Source organism: Negativicoccus succinicivorans, from assembly GCF_014207605.1.
GTDB classification, from domain to species: domain Bacteria; phylum Bacillota; class Negativicutes; order Veillonellales; family Negativicoccaceae; genus Negativicoccus; species Negativicoccus succinicivorans.
In genome coordinates, this window is record NZ_JACHHI010000003.1 from 217,816 (window position 1) to 233,017 (window position 15,202).

Sequence of the window (15,202 nt, forward strand, 5' to 3'; positions counted from 1 at the left end):
ATCTTCCAATCTACTGAAAAGGACGGATATCCATGCAAATTTGTACTACCGTTGCCGAGGTGCGCGCCTTAGTCGACGCCTGGCACAAAGAGGGAAAAACCGTCGGTCTCGTGCCGACGATGGGCTTTCTGCATGAAGGCCATGAAAGTTTGATTCAAAAAGCGGTCGCGGAAAATGACTGCGTAGTCGTTTCCGATTTTGTCAATCCGACGCAGTTCGGACCGCAGGAAGATTTGGAAGCGTATCCGCGCGATTTCGCGCAGGATAAAGCGCGTTGTGAAAAAAATGGCGCCGCGGCGATTTTTCATCCGACGCCGGAAGAGATGTACCACGATCCGGCGGCGTATGTCAATATCGAGGGATTGTCGTCGACATTGTGCGGCAAGTCGCGCCCGATTCATTTTCGCGGCGTGTGCACGGTCGTCAGCAAATTATTTAATATTGTCCGGCCGGAGCGGGCGTACTTTGGCGAGAAAGACGCCCAGCAATTAGCGATTATTCGCAAGATGGTCACGGATTTGAATTTTCCGGTGACGATTGTCGGTTGCCCGATCGTGCGCGAAGCGGACGGTTTGGCGAAATCGTCCCGCAACACGTATTTGAGCGCGGCGGAACGTCGCGCCGCGTTGTGCCTGTCGCAAGCGGTGAAAAAAGGTCAGCAAACGATCGCGCCGAAGATGACGGCGGCCGATGTATTGCAGCCGATGCGTGAGATTTTGGACAATGAACCGCTCGCCCGTGTGGATTATTTGGAAATGGTGGACGCGCAAACCATGCAGCCTGCAGATCGCGTTGACAGGGCTGTTTTGGTCGCGATGGCCGTGTATATCGGCAAAACGCGTCTCATTGATAATTTCTCGTTCGATCCGGCAGGTGCGCGATGAAAACGATCGTGAAGATCACCGGCGCGCTCACGCGCTACATCGGCGCCATCATCATCATTTTCACGGCGTGGGCCTTTTGGCAACCGGAATTATTCGGTTGGGCGGTACAGTATACCGCTTGGTTTTTAGGCGCGGCGATGTTCGGCATGGGGCTTTCCATTCACGCCGAAGATTTCGCCGTTGTGTTCGCCCGTCCGCGGGAAGTGCTTTTGGGCGTGGCGTTGCAGTATACGGTGATGCCGGTCGCCGCGTGGGCGTTGGCGGCCGGCTTGGGATTGCCGACGGACTTGGCGCTCGGCGTCATTTTGGTCGGTTGCTGCCCGGGCGGCACGGCGAGTAACGTCATTACGTACATCGCCGGCGGCGACGTCGCGCTTTCGGTCGGCATGACGATCGTCTCGACGCTTTTGGCGCCGCTGGCCACGCCGTTCTTGGTGTTCGGTCTCGCCGGTGCGTGGGTCAATGTTTCGCTTTGGGCGATGATTATTTCCGTCGTCAAAGTGGTCTTGATTCCGGTCCTGCTCGGTCTTTTGCTGCACACGCTGTTCCGTTCCAAAATCAAACCGGTACAGGATGTTTTCCCGTTGGTTTCGGTCGCGGCGATCGTTTTCATCATCGCCGGTATCGTGGCGGTGAACCGCGAAAAAGTGTTGACGAGCGGTCTGATTGTGATCGGTTTAGTGGCGATTCACAACATGGTCGGTCTCGGCCTCGGCTACTTGGCCGCGCGGCAAGCGAAAGCGTCGTACGCCAAAACAACGGCGATCGCGATCGAAGTCGGCATGCAAAACAGCGGTCTTGCGATTGCGCTGGCGACGGCGAACTTCGCCGCCAATCCGTTGGCGACTTTGCCCGGCGCGATCTTCAGCGTTTGGCACAACATTTCCGGCTCGCTCTTTGCCAGCTATCGTCGTCGGGAAGAACCGGATACAGCAAAGGATTCGGTCGAACAGTTGCCCTGGGAAACAGAGTAAGCATATAAAAAAAGACTCTCCGCGGAGAGTCTTTTTTGTTGCGTCAAATTCAGATAAACATCGGATACACGAAAATTTGAATCAAGCGCGCGATGCCGACGTAGATTGCGAACGCGGCGGCAATGTGCAGCACGTGAAATTTTTTATTTTGCGGCTGCGGGCGATCCGGCAGCCAAATCAGAAAAATCGCGTACGCGAGCGACAGAATCGGCACGAGCATGATGTACACGTATTCCACCGGCCGACCGACGCGACTGAGACGCATGCCGACGGCGAAGAAAAGAATTGCCACGCCGATGTTGCCGATGAGATTTAGGGGGAAGGATGTGGGGATAAGATCCATGAGCGTCATTGCGCCCATTACGACACCTGTGATAAGACCGCAGATATATGTCGTGCGGCCAAAGCCGTTTTGATAATCCGATTGGGTAGCCATATATACCTCTTTTCAAAATATCAGCGAGCGTCTTCGCCCACTTTGGTAAAATGCAACGCATGGTAGCCGCACAACGCGAGCAACAAGCACGCGCCGATAAAATACGACAGCAGCGGCGGCCAGCTTCCGTACATGCCGTACAACGCGCCCACGCCGACCGGTCCGATCGCCGCTAAAAGATACGCGATTGCCTGACCGACGCCGGAAAGGCGCGACGCGATCAGAGGGTTCGCGGCGCGTACCGCGAAGGCGAGCATGCACAGACTGAACGTGGCGCCGGCGGCCAGCGCGATCCAAGTGATCGCCGCCGTCAGATATAACGGCGTTTGCGCGGCAAATACGAAATAAAAACCCGTAAGATATATCAGACCCGCCGCCGCGCCGTAGTGACGGCGATAGCGCCCCTGCGCCAAAAGCGGCGTCAAAAGGGAAGCGGGCAAACTGATCAGCTGAAACAGAAACGAATAGTAACCGCCGAGCGCCATATCGTAACCTTTCGCGACGACCCAATACGGCAACCACGTGACCAGCGAAAAATAGACCAGAGATTGCAAACCCATAAACAACGCGACCCACCACGCTGCATAGTGGGAAAAGACCGCGCGAATGGAAAGCTCTTTATGCGCACGCGCCGTCGGTCGCCGATTCGGTAATGAAAACCACAGTCCCGCGCCCACCACCGCCGTCGCCGCCCAGGAGGCGCACACGAGTTGCCAGCCGTAATGCGCGGCGAGCGGAATCACAATCGCATTGCTGACGGCATTCATACCGTTCATCGCGACGACAAAAATACCGGTCGCCAGCGCCGTATGCTCGGGATACCAAACTTTGGTGAGCGTCGGTAAAAGCACATTGCCGATCGCGACGCCCGCCGAAAGCAGCACGGTTCCGGCGAAGAGACCGGTGATGCCCGCGTACGAACGCAGGACAGCGCCTGCCGCCAACAACACCATCGCGCCGCCGAACAGTCGCGTCATGCCGCAACGGGGAATCCAGTTGCCGACAAAAGGCGATACCGCCGCAAATACCAGCAGCGGCAGTGTCGTCAGCATCCCGATCGTCGCGTGCGACAGACCGAAGTGCGCCTGCAACACCAGCAACAACGGCGTCAGCATCAAAAACGAAGCGCGTAAATGCAGCGTGCTCCAACCCAATACCACGCCATGTTGTAAATTCATTTTACACCCCTTAATCGATACCTCTATCGTATAAAAGCGCGGGCATTCTGTCAAACATAGTGAAAGTCTCGCGATACAAGAATAAAAACTTGAATTTCCGTGGAATTTTTGCAAAATTTTCACATAGTTAAAAAATAGAAATAAATACGTTTAATAAAAATATTTTTTCCTCACAAATGTGCTATAATCAACATATATTCAATTTTTAGCGAGAAAGGGGTTTATATGGCAACAGAATGGCAACACGGCGCCATCGTACCCGTGGATATTGAAGAACAAATGCGCACCAGCTACATCGATTACGCGATGAGCGTTATCGTGATGCGCGCGCTGCCGGATGTCCGCGACGGTTTTAAACCGGTACACCGGCGCATTCTTTACGCGATGCATGAAGGCGGTCTCACCGCCAATAAACCGTATCGTAAATCCGCGCGTGTCGTCGGTGACGTCTTAGGTAAATACCACCCGCACAGCGACTCGGCCGTTTACGATGCGACGGTGCGTTTGGCGCAGGATTTCTCGACGCGGTATCCGCTGGTTGACGGCCACGGCAACTTCGGTTCCGTCGACGGCGACTCACCGGCGGCGATGCGTTACACGGAAGTCCGCCTGGCCAAAATCGCGCAGGAAATGCTCGAAGATTTGGAAAAAAATACCGTCGACTTCATGCCGAACTACGACGAATCCTTGCAGGAACCGGTCGTTTTACCGTCGAAGATTCCGAACCTTTTGGTCAACGGTTCGTACGGTATCGCCGTCGGCATGGCGACGAACATTCCGCCGCACAACTTGGGGGAAGTGGTTGACGGTCTCTGCCTTTTGATCGACGATCCGAATACGCCGATCGAAACCTTGATGAAACACATCAAGGGACCGGACTTTCCGACCGGCGGTCTGATTCAGGGCCGCGAAGGCATTAAAAAAGCGTATACCACCGGCCGCGGCGCGATTAAAGTGCGCGCGCGCGTCGAAATCGAGGAGATGGCGAAAGGGAAAAACCGGATCGTCGTCACCGAAATTCCGTACCAGGTCAACAAAGCGCGCGTCGTCGAAACGATCGCGAAACTCTCGCGCGACAAGATCTTGGACGGCATCACTGCTTTGCGCGATGAATCCGACCGCAACGGCATGCGCATCGTCATTGAACTGCGCAGCGACATCGACCCGCAGATCATGCTGAACAACCTGTACAAACATACGCAGCTGCAGGAAACATTCGGCGTGATTATGCTCGCTTTGGTCGACGGTCACCCGCGCGTCTTGACTTTGAAACAAATGCTCGAGTACTATCTCCTGCATCAAAAAGAAGTCATCACCCGTCGCAGTCAGTACGAACTCGACCGCGCCCGCGCTCGCGAGCATATCGTTGAAGGCTTGTTGATCGCGCTCGATCATATCGACGCCATCATCAAAACGATCCGCGCGTCCGAAACCGATGAGATCGCGAAAAACGCGTTGATGGAAAACTTCGGACTGTCTGAAAAACAATCGCTTGCGATTCTCGACATGCGCTTGCGTCGTTTGACCGGACTCGAACGTGAAAAACTCGAAGCGGAATATCAGGACTTGAAAGAACGGATTGAATACCTGCTCGGCCTTTTGGGTGACGAAGCCAAAGTCATGCAGGTCGTCAAAGAAGAACTGCTCGACGTCAAACAGCGATTCACGGACGAACGTCGCAGTGAAATTGTCCGCGATGAATCCGGTTTGGACGATTTGGATCTGATCCCCGACGAACCGATGATCATCACGCTCACGCAGCAGGGTTATATTAAACGCATGCATGCGAATACCTACCGCACGCAGCGCAAAGGCGGCGCCGGCATCACGGGCATCAAGACAAAAGATGACGATTTTGTCACTAAAGTGCTCACGACATCGACGCACAACACGCTGCTCTTCTTTACCACCGCCGGTCGCGTTTACAAACTGGTCGCCAACGACATTCCGAAAGCGTCCACGCGTACCGCTCGCGGCACGCACCTCGTCAACTGCATTCCGGCGTTGGAGAAAGGGGAACAGGTCACCGAAATTTACGACATCTCGTCGTTCGCGAATTACGAATACCTGCTTATGGTCACTCGCCAAGGATTTGTCAAAAAGACGCTCCTTTCCGAATACACCAACGTGCGGCAGAGTGGCCTGATCGCCATCAACCTGCGCGACGGCGACGAACTCATCAAAGTCGTCACCACCACCGGCGATGATCACATCATCATCGGCACCAAGACCGGCATGGCCATTGTCTTCTCCGAAGCCGATGTCAATCCGACCGGTCGCGCTTCGCTCGGCGTCATCGGCGTCCGCTTCAAACAGGGCAGCCAAGATGAAGTCGTCGGCGCCGACGTCTTGACTTCAACTGATGAAGTCCTCACGCTCAGCAGTGACGCCTACGCCAAACGCAACAAAGCCACCGCGTACAGCGTACAGCAACGCGGCGGCCAAGGCGCGCGCAACTTCAAGAAAGGCAGCACCGTTGTCGGACTTCTGACCGTCAAAGGCAACGAGGAAATGCTCGTCATCACCGAAAGCGGCATCGTCATCCGCGTTCCGGTCGACTCCATCAGTCTGAAAAAAGGCAAGAACACCATCGGCGTCAAAGTCCAGCGCTTGGACGAAACCGATCGCATCGCCTCCGTCGCTCTCGCTCCCATGGAAGAAACGGAAGAAGACTGAAAATAAATATGCAATAAAAAAGCCCCCGCGGGGGCTTTTTTATTTTAGCAAACTTTTGCCGAATCTAAAAAATAACTTTACAATCTTAAATATATATCTTTCTAAAAGTCTATAATTCTAACATTCTATCATTCTTAAATGTTAGAATGTTAAGGTATTTAAGCAAACAAAAAAGGACGGGCATCCGTCCTTTTAAAATGCGTTTTTATTCAAAAAGATGTTGATACTGTTTCATCTCTGAATTACTAAGTTTTTTATAAGTATATTCAACACTCGCCCCACTGAAAGAACGAGCTGTTCTGGTTATTGAGGTATAGTCTTTATTAAAAAATAAATCCGGAGGAGTTATTTTGTCCTGTTCTAAAGCTTTTTTTTCAATATTTAATACTACCCGGCCTGCCCAATCTTTTTCCATTTTTGTTCGTTCTCGATTACTTATAAAAAGTGAACAATCATATGCATTATCACCAACACTTTTTAAAACTATTGCTCCAGCTGGTTGATTATTATCATCTAAACCTAAATACGTTCCCGACACATCCGGCGTACTGCTGCATCCGGCAATAAAGAAGGCCATACACAATACCGTTAAAAATCCTACCATTTTTTTGATCATAATGTCCTCCTAAGTTTTTTAGATGTTAAAATAGTAAGCTTCTAACATCTTAACATTTATTATGTTTTAATTATATCATCTTAAAAGGAAGATGCAATTTTATAAAAAATTAACTCGCAGTATTTATTTCGCGCAGCAAAAAAGCGCGACAGGGTCGCGCTCTGTTTGTTGGTTAAAAATGGCGGAGAGGGTGGGATTCGAACCCACGGCCCCTTGCGGGATCACCGGTTTTCAAGACCGGCTCCTTAAACCACTCGGACACCTCTCCAAGGTTGTGACTTCTCTATTTTACCGAAATCGCTGCCCAAAAGAAAGAAAATTATAAATAATGACGTCGCCAGAGAATGAGCAGGGCGACCACCGTCGATACAAAAGCGATGCCGAGGACACCCCAGAAACCGATCATCTGACCTTCCCACGGAACGCCCGTGTTGATTCCCCACAGGCTGAATACCGCCGTCGGCACGGCGAGCAAAATCGTCACCGAGGTGAGCAGCTTCATGACCTGGCTCAAGTTGTTGCTGATGATGGAGGCGAACGTGTCCATCATGCTGTTCGAGTTTTGCGAATACATTTGAACCATTTCGATCGCCTGCTTGTTTTCGATGATGACGTCTTCGAGCAGATCTTCGTCTTCCTCGTACATCTTCAAAAGCGGGCGCGGCTGCACGTTGTTGCGCAGACGCAGGAGGCGTTCCATCACGACGCCGTTCGCTTTGAGCGCGCTGGTGAAATACGTGAGTGATTTCGAAAGTTCGAGCAGTTGGAAAAATTCTTTATTTTCCGCCGTTTCCCGCAAGCGAGCTTCGATGACGTCGGTACGCTTGTTAATTTTCCCTAAGGCTTGCAAAAAGAGCGTCGCTGTCCGGTTCATCAGTTGAAACAGAAAGCGCGTTTTCTTGTATGTGCGGAACGTGTTGTACGTATTGCCGCGAAACGGCGCGAGCACGGCACTTTCTTCAAGGCAGACCGTGATGAAATGCTTTTCGGTAATAAAAATACCGAGCGGCAACGCGTCATAGCTGTCTTCCGTTTCCCGCACGACCGGCGTATTGATGACGACGAAAATGTAATCGTCTTCCAATTCCACGTGGGAACGTTCTTCCGGGTCCAATGCCGAACGGAAATCTTCAATCGGAATCGGCGTAATCTTGGCCAGACGGACCAATTCCTCTTCCGTCGGATTCACGACGTTAAGCCAGGAGCCTTTTTCCGCCGCTTCCGGCACGACCTCCTGCAGGATTTGATCTTCGTCATGTTTGTACGCGATGAGCACCGTTCCACATCCTTTCATTTCCGTCTTGTCATGAACGCTCCGCGGGCGAAAATATCCCCGCACAGACATGCTTATTATACAATACGAAGGCGCAAAACAAAAGTGCCGCGCCGAAAGAAAACTTGTAAAGTAAAAATAAATACGTTATAATATATAAGCTGTGTATCGAAAGATACCGCTCCTAGCCCTTTGTACGAAAGGGCCATATGTCCAAAAGAGGAGGTGTCCAAATGAACAAAAACTATGAAGTCATGTTCATCATCAATGCCGGACTGGACGAAGAGGCGGCTGACGCGATTGTTAAACGCGTCGAAGACCTCATCACCAAAAATGGCGGCACGGTGAACAACATTGACCGCATGGGCAAACGTCGTCTTGCTTACGAAGTCAAAAAGCAGACCGACGGCAACTATGTGCTCATCGAATTTGCCATTGATCCGGCGCAGATCAAAGAAATCGACCGCGTCATCAAGATCAATGAAAAAATCATTCGTCATTTGATTGTCAAACAGGACAAATAAGTCCGGAGGTAGACTATGAATTCCGTACAAATCATCGGCAACCTCACTCGGGATCCTGAAGTTCGTTACACGAAAACAGGAAAACCTGTCGCATCGTTCACCGTTGCGGTCAACCGCAGCTGGGTCAGCGTGCAGGGGGAAAAACGAGAAAGTACAGATTTTATTCCGGTCGTTGCGTGGGGCAAACTTGCCGAGCTCGTCGGCAACCGCCTGAAAAAAGGCACCCGCACATTCGTCGAAGGTCGCTTCCAAACCCGCTCGTATGAGACGCAGGAAGGCGAGAAACGCTACATCACCGAAGTCGTAGCGAACCTTGTCGCGCCGAACGTCGATTACGACAAGCAGCCGTCCGCTGCGCCGGAACCACGCGCTGACTACAGTCAGTTCGGGGCCCAGCCGCAAGCCGGCGGTAACTTTGGTAACCAGCCGAGCGGACAAGTGTTCGGCGGTAGTGGCAACGACGACGATATCCCGTTCTAACGCAAGACCGATAGGGAGGCAAATTATGAGAAGAGATCGTCAACGTCGACCGCGCCGGAAAGTTTGCGCCATTTGCGCCGACAAAATCCAGCACGTCGATTATAAAGATATCAATTTACTGCGTCGGTTCATTTCTGAACGCGGCAAAATTCTGCCGCGCCGTGTGACCGGTGCTTGCGCGAAAGATCAGCGCAAAGTCAATCTGGCGATTAAACAGGCTCGCGCGATTGCGCTCTTGCCGTTTTCGGTAGATTAATCAAAACCGCCTTCGGGCGGTTTTTTTGTATGTGAAAAGCCATCGACATTACCAACATGCCGGTAATGTCGATTGGCTTTTTTAGAAAAACGGTATTTACGGAAGGTTTGATGACAGAGGAGTCAATTAACGGTCCATATTCGATGCGATTTATTTCAGCGGCCGAGCAAAGGATCCATGACGGCGGTAAAGTAGCCGGCGATTTCTTCAGGCGTTTGACGCATGTCATTTTCAATCCACCAGTGAATGGTCTCGACAAAAGTGCAGGCGAAATGGTTGCGCAAAAAATCAGCGGGGACGGCGGGCCGTTCGCCTTCTTCGTGATTGAGCCAATATTCGCCGAGTTGCAATTTCAGATGCTCTTTGAGATAACGCAAAAAGATATCGCGACTGTCGGAACGCAAGAGCCGCATAAAAGCTTCGCGCTGATTGCTGATGTGGTAGAGAATGTGCGTGGTGTACGCGCGGTAGCCGTTGCTTTGCGGCGTGAATTCGGGAATGGGGCAATGCACGCCGACGCCGGCTAAAACATGGCCGAAGAGTTCGGTCAAAAGGGCTTCCATGAGCGCCTCTTTCGTGGGAAAGTGGGAGTAAAATGTACTGCGCCCGATATTGGCGGCATCGATGATTTGTTGGACGGTGATTTGCGCGTAACGGCGGCGGGTTAAAAGTTCGGTGAACGCCTGAAAAATGGCGTTGCGCGTTTTGATTTGACGGCGATCCATACTATTTCCTTTCCGCGCCGACGCAAAAAATTGAGCGCGACAGCGATTATTTTATTGAACAAATGCAAGATTCTATTCAGTAACGAACGATTCCTCTTGTTTGCGTCTGGTCAAGGCGCTGAATATTTTTTACAATGAAAGCAAATAAGAAACAATGTGTTCATTAAATACTTACATTGTAACGATACAGAGTGGATTTGACAAGGAGGAACTATGTGGGATCGCTGGTGGGAGTGGGCGCTTAGACCGCGCATGATGGTACTGATGACCGTGTTGCTGCTCGTGAGCGCGTACGGTCATTTGACGAGTAACGCTTTTTTGCAAATGTATGATCCCGGTTGGGGCGTGCTTTTGTTGACGGGCATACCGCTGTTGTTCGGCGGGATCGAATATCTCGTGAAAGATAAAGAATTAACGTCGTGGCTCTTGGTCGGGATCGCGCTGGTCGCCTGCGTCGCGTTGGGCGAAGTGTTCGCGGCGACGGAAGTGGCGTGGATCATGGCGTTCGGGGAATGGCTGGAAGGGCGCACGGTGCAACGCGCGCGCCGCGGCTTGGAGCAAATTTTGGCGCAGACGCCGGCGCAGGGGCGGCGGATCAATGACGCGGGCGAAACGGAAATGGTAGCGGCGGAAGAGATCCGCGTCGGTGATCGCCTGAGCGTGCATCCGGGCGAAACGATTCCGGCGGACGGCGTGGTGCTGACGGGCGCGACGGCGGTCGATGAAGCGATGCTCACGGGCGAATCGCTGCCGGTGGATAAACGTGACGGCTCGGAAGTGTTCGGCGGCACGGTGAACGGTTTCGGCGCGATTGAAATGCGCGCGACGAAAGTCGGCGCGGATGCTTCGATGCAACGGCTGGTGCGCTTGGTGCGCGAGGCGGAAAACGAGCAGGCGCCGGTGCAACGCACGGTGGATCGGTGGGTGCGCTACCTCGTGCCGACGGCGATTGCCCTGTCGCTTATCGTCTTTGCGCTTAATTTTTGGTGGGGCACGCCGCTCACGGAAACGATTTATCGGACCGTGACGGTGCTGATCGTCTTTTGTCCGTGCGCGCTCGCGCTTTCCACGCCGACGGCGATTGTGGCGGCGATCGGGCAGGCGACTAAAGCCGGCGTGATTATCAAATCGGGGGCGGCGCTCGAAGTGATGGGGCGCATCGATACGCTCGCGTTGGATAAAACGGGCACGATTACGACCGGCGAACTCGCGGTGACGGATGTGTTGCCGTTGCAAGACGATGTTTCCGCGCAAGAGGTCTTGGCGTTGGCGGCGGCGGCGGAAGAACAAAGCGAGCATCCGCTCGGCAAGGCGATTCTGCACAAGGCGCAGGCTGTCGGCGTCACGCTGCCCGAGCATACCGATTTTGTGATGACGGGCGGCCGCGGCGTGCGCGTTCGACTGACCGACGGCAGCGTTCTTTACGCGGGCAGCGAACGGTACCTCACGCAAGAAGGAATCAACATCGCGCCGACGGTGGAAGCCACGCTGAACGAGTTACGCAGCAACGGCAAAATCGCAGTGCTTGTGGCGCAAGCGGATCAACTTATCGGCGTGGTCGCTTTCGCGGATACGGTGCGCGCGCAGATGCCGGCGGTGACGGCGGCGCTGCAACGCGCTCGACTTACGCCGGTCATGTTGACGGGCGATAATGCGCAAACGGCGCAATTCGTCGGCGCAACCGTCGGGATTGATGAAGTGCACGCGCGCTTGCTGCCGGAAGATAAAGTAGCGTACATTGCCGCGCAGCAAAAAGCGGGCCGACGCGTGGCGATGGTCGGCGACGGAGTGAACGACGCGGCCGCGCTGAAACGCGCCGATGTCGGGATCGCGATCGGCGGCACGGCGGGCGATATGGCGATCGAAGCGGCGGATATTATTTTGCCGGGGAGCGACATGACGCGTTTACCGTACCTCGCGCGTCTTTCACAAAAGACCTTGCGCACGATTCATATTAACTTGGCGATCGCGTTGTCGCTGAATATTCTCGGCGTCATTTTATCGCTTTTCGGTTGGCTGACGCCGGTGACGGGCGCGATCGTGCACAACGCGGGCTCGATTATCGTGTCCTTGCACGCGATTTGGCTCTATGAAACCAAAATTTTGACCGGCGTGCGGGAGGCGGATGCCCGACCGACTTGTGGCGCGTTATCGCGCGATATCATCCGCGGCTGATGACGCAACAAAAAAAGACCTCGTACGAGGTCTTTTTTTGTTGGTTAATTTTGCGCGGCATCGTCCGCGGGAAAAGAATGGTCGGTCGGCGGCGCGAAATCGTCGCGATCGGCGACTTTGGTGACGACGCCGCGCACCGCTTTCATGAATTTCGGACGGGCGATCATCACGGTATGACCGCAACCGCGGCAGCGAATGCGAAAATCCGCGCCGATGCGCAAGACTTCCCATTCCTTGCTGCCGCAGGGATGCGGCTTTTTCATGTTGACGATATCGCCGATATCTACTTTTAAATACGCCATGGTTTCTCCTTACGCCTTTTTCACAAGCCGCGGCACCGTGTAGCTGCCTTGCGGCATGAGGCAAATGTCCGCGTTCGGACCGAGTTTTTGTTCCGCCAGTGCCAGCGCTTCTTCGACCGAATGCACCGGCGTGAAAAGGGCGGCGCGGGCTGCGTCGTCGGGCATTTCGGAAAGCAAATAGAAGTCCGCTTTTTTCATCAGACGCGTAACCGCGTACGCTTTGTGACGGCCGATTTGAAAATCTTCGCGCACGTACGCTTCGATTTTTTCCGGCGAAGGATACGCGCGCACCGTCGCGTCAAATTCACTGTTGCCCGAACCTTCCGGACAGGCGGCGAGCAAGATGACGACACCGCCTTCCTGCACGGCGCAAACGGCGTTGTCCATCGTTTTTTGGCTCTGGTAAATATTGATGTCTTTCGGATAGCCGCCGCACGTCACGATGACGATCGGATATTCGCGCGGAATTTCGACGCCGTTCATGCGGTCGACCAACTCACAGGCTTTTTCGTGCGCAGTGATGTAGTCGCCGGCGAACACGCCGATGAATTCTTTCTTTTCATTCAAGACGGTATTGAGCAAAAAGGTCGGTCGATGCATTTCACAGCCTTCGACCTGATCGAGATAGATCGGATTGGTTTTGATCTCACCGATGACCGCGTGCGGATCGAGCATCAACGAGTGGTTGTGGCGGATGGTTTCCCGATGCGCCACGCCCGGAAAGAGCGCCTTGCGCCCGCCGCCGAAACCGGCGAAGAAATGGTGAACGACGCTGCCGGTCAGAATTAATTTATCCGCGGCCAGCGCGTCTTTGTGAAACGCGACCGGCGTACCGTACGAGGTCGTGCCGATTTTGATGTAATCCGCGTCATGTCGCGCTTGGGCGTTGACCGTACGCAGACGGCGAAAGAGATCTTCCGTGATTTGCGAAATCATTTCTTCGTCCGTCATCGGGCGATGCATACCCAGTGCGAAAAGAATCGTGATATCTTCGTCGGCCACGCCGCGCTCGTTCAGCATTTCCACTATGACCGGCAAAAAAATATCCGTGTGCGCGATGCGTGTCGTATCATTGACGATGATCGCGACTTTGTCGCCGGCGTCAATCAGTTCCGGCAGAGGGGCGGAGTCGATCGGATGCAACAGCGCTTCACGAATCGCTCGGATCGGATCGGCGAGCGGCTGCATTTGTGCCATGGTTAAACAATTTTTTACCCGTTCGTCGGGCAATGTAAATGAAATTTCTTGGCGGCCGTAGGGCCAGGTGTAGGTGGTTTCCATGGGACTCCTTTTCGAATGATTTACATCATTTGCGCGGCGGCGTGAAGTTTTTCTTCTTTCAATACACCGCTGGCTTGTTTGCCGGTCAGTGTTTCAATTTTGAGATAAAAAACCGCGACTTCATTCAGATATTGATCGACGAAAGCTTCCACCGTGTGCTCATGTTGTGGCAGGTAATGATTGCCGAAGCTCTGCATCAACATTTTTATTTCCGCTACGTCGCGGACGACGGTGAGCGGTCCGAAGGCAATAACGCTTTTAAAATACGTAGTAAATTCCGCCGCATGAATATCGGCGCGATCAATCACGCAAAACGAGCCTTGCGGGTGCGCGGCGATAGCGCTCATTTTATGTCCTTGGGGGGCGCCATGAAAGTAGAGCGTATTATCATGGTACCAATAATTGAGCGGAACGGCGTATGGTTGACCGTCGGCATCAATCAAAGCAAGCACGCCTTCATGGTGCTTCTGTAAAATTTTCTGACAGTCTGCATTGCTGAGTGCCTGCTCCGGTCGACGCATTGCTACCGATTTCATCGCTCTTCCTTTTTACCCGTATATAAAAAGCGGTTGCCGAGCCAATCGGTGGCGGACACGAGCATGCCTGTCGTCACGAAGTGACCGAGATTGTCGATAAATTCCGTTTTGACATCGGCGCCGGCATCTTGCAAAATGGTGGCGAACTCCACATCCGCGCGCGGGTCGACGGAGTTGTCGGCGGCGCCGTGAATGAGGTAGAACGGTTTTTTCTTGAGGGCCTGCGCGTGCATGTGCGGCGACATTTCCTCCACGTCTTTATGGATTTCCGCGGCGAGCGGATACATTTGGCCGAAGCGCGCCTGGAAGAAAAGGTGGCTCAGCGGCCAATGACCGGAACCGTTGATCGCGACCACGCCGGACACCGCTTTTTGTTGTGCGGCGACGCCGAGCGCGGAGAAACCGCCCATGGAATGGCCGGACGACACGATCAATTTGTAACCGTTTTCCCGCGCGTAGTCCATCCAAATATCGCTTTCGCGCACGTTTTGGAACAGCGTTTTCCAAAAGTACGGATAGGATTTCGGATCTTCGTAATCGATTTCGCCGCGATTGTCATGGTAGATAGCCGCCGGCACGATGACTTCCCAGCCGGCGTTCGCAAAGGCCAGCGCCCGCAGTTCCTGTCCGGCCATCTTCGAGCTCCAGCCGTGGTACCAAATCACCAGGCCGCGCGGATTGACGGGGGTGTAGCGGATGGCATCGATGCCCTGGCGCGTAATGGCGGAGATATTCACCATAAACGCGCGTGCTTGTTTGCTCATTACATTCGACTCCTTTGTTTTATCGGGAACGTATCGTTTTACGCTTAGTTTCATTCTATTACAAAAACGATACGCCGCCAACCGCGCGGGCGCGGAAGACGAAGCGGCGGAAAATTTTCGTA

General features: G+C 53.5%; 16 protein-coding genes and 1 tRNA gene. 7 read left to right on the forward strand and 10 right to left on the reverse strand.

The window, feature by feature from the left end; all coding sequences use genetic code 11:
• The first annotated feature begins 32 nt into the window (after window positions 1–32).
• Both panC and HNR45_RS04425 read left to right on the forward strand, forming a co-directional pair.
• Entirely contained in the window at window positions 33–884 is an 852-nt protein-coding gene (gene panC, locus HNR45_RS04420) for a pantoate--beta-alanine ligase (protein WP_159822813.1), read from the forward strand.
• Window positions 881–1,858, forward strand: coding sequence for a bile acid:sodium symporter family protein (locus tag HNR45_RS04425; protein ID WP_159822815.1), 978 nt, complete (start codon window positions 881–883; stop codon window positions 1,856–1,858). The genes panC and HNR45_RS04425 overlap by 4 nt, the downstream gene beginning before the upstream one ends.
• A 49-nt stretch (window positions 1,859–1,907) precedes the next feature.
• Here the strand turns inward: HNR45_RS04425 and HNR45_RS04430 are convergent, their stop codons facing one another.
• A complete protein-coding gene (locus tag HNR45_RS04430) occupies window positions 1,908–2,294 on the reverse strand; it encodes a hypothetical protein (RefSeq protein ID WP_159822817.1) in 387 nt (128 codons plus the stop codon).
• A 20-nt stretch (window positions 2,295–2,314) separates the two neighbouring features.
• Complete coding sequence (locus tag HNR45_RS04435) at window positions 2,315–3,472, reverse strand: MFS transporter (protein ID WP_159822819.1); 1,158 nt, start codon at window positions 3,470–3,472, stop codon at window positions 2,315–2,317.
• A 225-nt stretch (window positions 3,473–3,697) separates the two neighbouring features.
• Here HNR45_RS04435 and gyrA point away from each other — a divergent pair, with 225 nt between their 5' ends.
• A complete protein-coding gene (gyrA, locus tag HNR45_RS04440) occupies window positions 3,698–6,148 on the forward strand; it encodes a DNA gyrase subunit A (RefSeq protein ID WP_159822821.1) in 2,451 nt (816 codons plus the stop codon).
• 205 nt (window positions 6,149–6,353) lie between these two features.
• Here the strand turns inward: gyrA and HNR45_RS04445 are convergent, their stop codons facing one another.
• The 3 genes from HNR45_RS04445 to HNR45_RS04455 form a co-directional block, all read right to left on the reverse strand.
• Window positions 6,354–6,764, reverse strand: coding sequence for a hypothetical protein (locus tag HNR45_RS04445; protein WP_159822823.1), 411 nt, complete (start codon window positions 6,762–6,764; stop codon window positions 6,354–6,356).
• A gap of 179 nt (window positions 6,765–6,943) precedes the next feature.
• Window positions 6,944–7,032: transfer RNA gene (locus HNR45_RS04450), tRNA-Ser, on the reverse strand.
• Between the two features lie 51 nt (window positions 7,033–7,083).
• Window positions 7,084–8,040, reverse strand: coding sequence for a magnesium transporter CorA family protein (locus HNR45_RS04455; protein WP_184327552.1), 957 nt, complete (start codon window positions 8,038–8,040; stop codon window positions 7,084–7,086).
• A gap of 230 nt (window positions 8,041–8,270) precedes the next feature.
• Between HNR45_RS04455 and rpsF the strand changes: the two genes are divergently transcribed.
• From rpsF to rpsR, 3 genes are read left to right on the forward strand one after another with little or no spacing between them, the layout of a single operon-like run.
• The gene (gene rpsF, locus HNR45_RS04460; RefSeq protein ID WP_159822827.1) at window positions 8,271–8,561 is read left to right on the forward strand and encodes a 30S ribosomal protein S6; all 291 of its coding nucleotides are present in this window, start codon (window positions 8,271–8,273) and stop codon (window positions 8,559–8,561) included.
• A 15-nt stretch (window positions 8,562–8,576) separates the two neighbouring features.
• Window positions 8,577–9,041: a single-stranded DNA-binding protein gene (locus tag HNR45_RS04465; RefSeq protein WP_159822829.1), complete on the forward strand. Its 465-nt coding sequence runs from the start codon at window positions 8,577–8,579 to the stop codon at window positions 9,039–9,041.
• Window positions 9,042–9,066: 25 nt separating this feature from the next.
• On the forward strand, window positions 9,067–9,297 hold the full coding sequence (rpsR, locus tag HNR45_RS04470) for a 30S ribosomal protein S18 (RefSeq protein ID WP_159822831.1): 231 nt from the start codon (window positions 9,067–9,069) through the stop codon (window positions 9,295–9,297).
• A 155-nt stretch (window positions 9,298–9,452) separates the two neighbouring features.
• On the opposite strand, the gene HNR45_RS04475 is transcribed toward rpsR, so the two are convergent.
• A complete protein-coding gene (locus tag HNR45_RS04475) occupies window positions 9,453–10,022 on the reverse strand; it encodes a TetR/AcrR family transcriptional regulator (RefSeq protein ID WP_159822833.1) in 570 nt (189 codons plus the stop codon).
• Window positions 10,023–10,235: 213 nt separating this feature from the next.
• Here HNR45_RS04475 and HNR45_RS04480 point away from each other — a divergent pair, with 213 nt between their 5' ends.
• Complete coding sequence (locus tag HNR45_RS04480; RefSeq protein WP_159822835.1) at window positions 10,236–12,197, forward strand: heavy metal translocating P-type ATPase; 1,962 nt, start codon at window positions 10,236–10,238, stop codon at window positions 12,195–12,197.
• 44 nt (window positions 12,198–12,241) lie between these two features.
• On the opposite strand, the gene HNR45_RS04485 is transcribed toward HNR45_RS04480, so the two are convergent.
• Genes HNR45_RS04485 through HNR45_RS04500 form a run of 4 tightly spaced genes read right to left on the reverse strand, consistent with a single transcriptional unit; the run spans window position 12,242 to window position 15,080 of the window.
• Window positions 12,242–12,499: a DUF951 domain-containing protein gene (locus HNR45_RS04485; protein ID WP_159822837.1), complete on the reverse strand. Its 258-nt coding sequence runs from the start codon at window positions 12,497–12,499 to the stop codon at window positions 12,242–12,244.
• Window positions 12,500–12,508: 9 nt separating this feature from the next.
• Window positions 12,509–13,780, reverse strand: coding sequence for a nickel-dependent lactate racemase family protein (locus tag HNR45_RS04490; protein ID WP_159822839.1), 1,272 nt, complete (start codon window positions 13,778–13,780; stop codon window positions 12,509–12,511).
• 20 nt (window positions 13,781–13,800) lie between these two features.
• Window positions 13,801–14,316 carry a pyridoxamine 5'-phosphate oxidase family protein gene (locus HNR45_RS04495; RefSeq protein ID WP_159822841.1) on the reverse strand — a complete coding sequence of 172 codons (516 nt, stop codon included), beginning with the start codon at window positions 14,314–14,316 and terminating at the stop codon, window positions 13,801–13,803.
• A complete protein-coding gene (locus tag HNR45_RS04500) occupies window positions 14,313–15,080 on the reverse strand; it encodes an alpha/beta hydrolase family protein (protein WP_159822843.1) in 768 nt (255 codons plus the stop codon). The genes HNR45_RS04495 and HNR45_RS04500 overlap by 4 nt, the downstream gene beginning before the upstream one ends.
• Window positions 15,081–15,202 lie beyond the last annotated feature (122 nt).

Coding starts and splice junctions, on each gene's coding strand:
- panC (WP_159822813.1), top strand. CDS start 33: ATGCAAATTTGTACTACCGTTGCCGAGGTGCGCGCCTTAGTCGACGCC.
- HNR45_RS04425 (WP_159822815.1), top strand. CDS start 881: ATGAAAACGATCGTGAAGATCACCGGCGCGCTCACGCGCTACATCGGC.
- HNR45_RS04430 (WP_159822817.1), bottom strand. CDS start 2,294: ATGGCTACCCAATCGGATTATCAAAACGGCTTTGGCCGCACGACATAT.
- HNR45_RS04435 (WP_159822819.1), bottom strand. CDS start 3,472: ATGAATTTACAACATGGCGTGGTATTGGGTTGGAGCACGCTGCATTTA.
- gyrA (WP_159822821.1), top strand. CDS start 3,698: ATGGCAACAGAATGGCAACACGGCGCCATCGTACCCGTGGATATTGAA.
- HNR45_RS04445 (WP_159822823.1), bottom strand. CDS start 6,764: ATGATCAAAAAAATGGTAGGATTTTTAACGGTATTGTGTATGGCCTTC.
- rpsF (WP_159822827.1), top strand. CDS start 8,271: ATGAACAAAAACTATGAAGTCATGTTCATCATCAATGCCGGACTGGAC.
- HNR45_RS04465 (WP_159822829.1), top strand. CDS start 8,577: ATGAATTCCGTACAAATCATCGGCAACCTCACTCGGGATCCTGAAGTT.
- rpsR (WP_159822831.1), top strand. CDS start 9,067: ATGAGAAGAGATCGTCAACGTCGACCGCGCCGGAAAGTTTGCGCCATT.
- HNR45_RS04475 (WP_159822833.1), bottom strand. CDS start 10,022: ATGGATCGCCGTCAAATCAAAACGCGCAACGCCATTTTTCAGGCGTTC.
- HNR45_RS04480 (WP_159822835.1), top strand. CDS start 10,236: ATGTGGGATCGCTGGTGGGAGTGGGCGCTTAGACCGCGCATGATGGTA.
- HNR45_RS04485 (WP_159822837.1), bottom strand. CDS start 12,499: ATGGCGTATTTAAAAGTAGATATCGGCGATATCGTCAACATGAAAAAG.
- HNR45_RS04490 (WP_159822839.1), bottom strand. CDS start 13,780: ATGGAAACCACCTACACCTGGCCCTACGGCCGCCAAGAAATTTCATTT.
- HNR45_RS04495 (WP_159822841.1), bottom strand. CDS start 14,316: ATGAAATCGGTAGCAATGCGTCGACCGGAGCAGGCACTCAGCAATGCA.
- HNR45_RS04500 (WP_159822843.1), bottom strand. CDS start 15,080: ATGAGCAAACAAGCACGCGCGTTTATGGTGAATATCTCCGCCATTACG.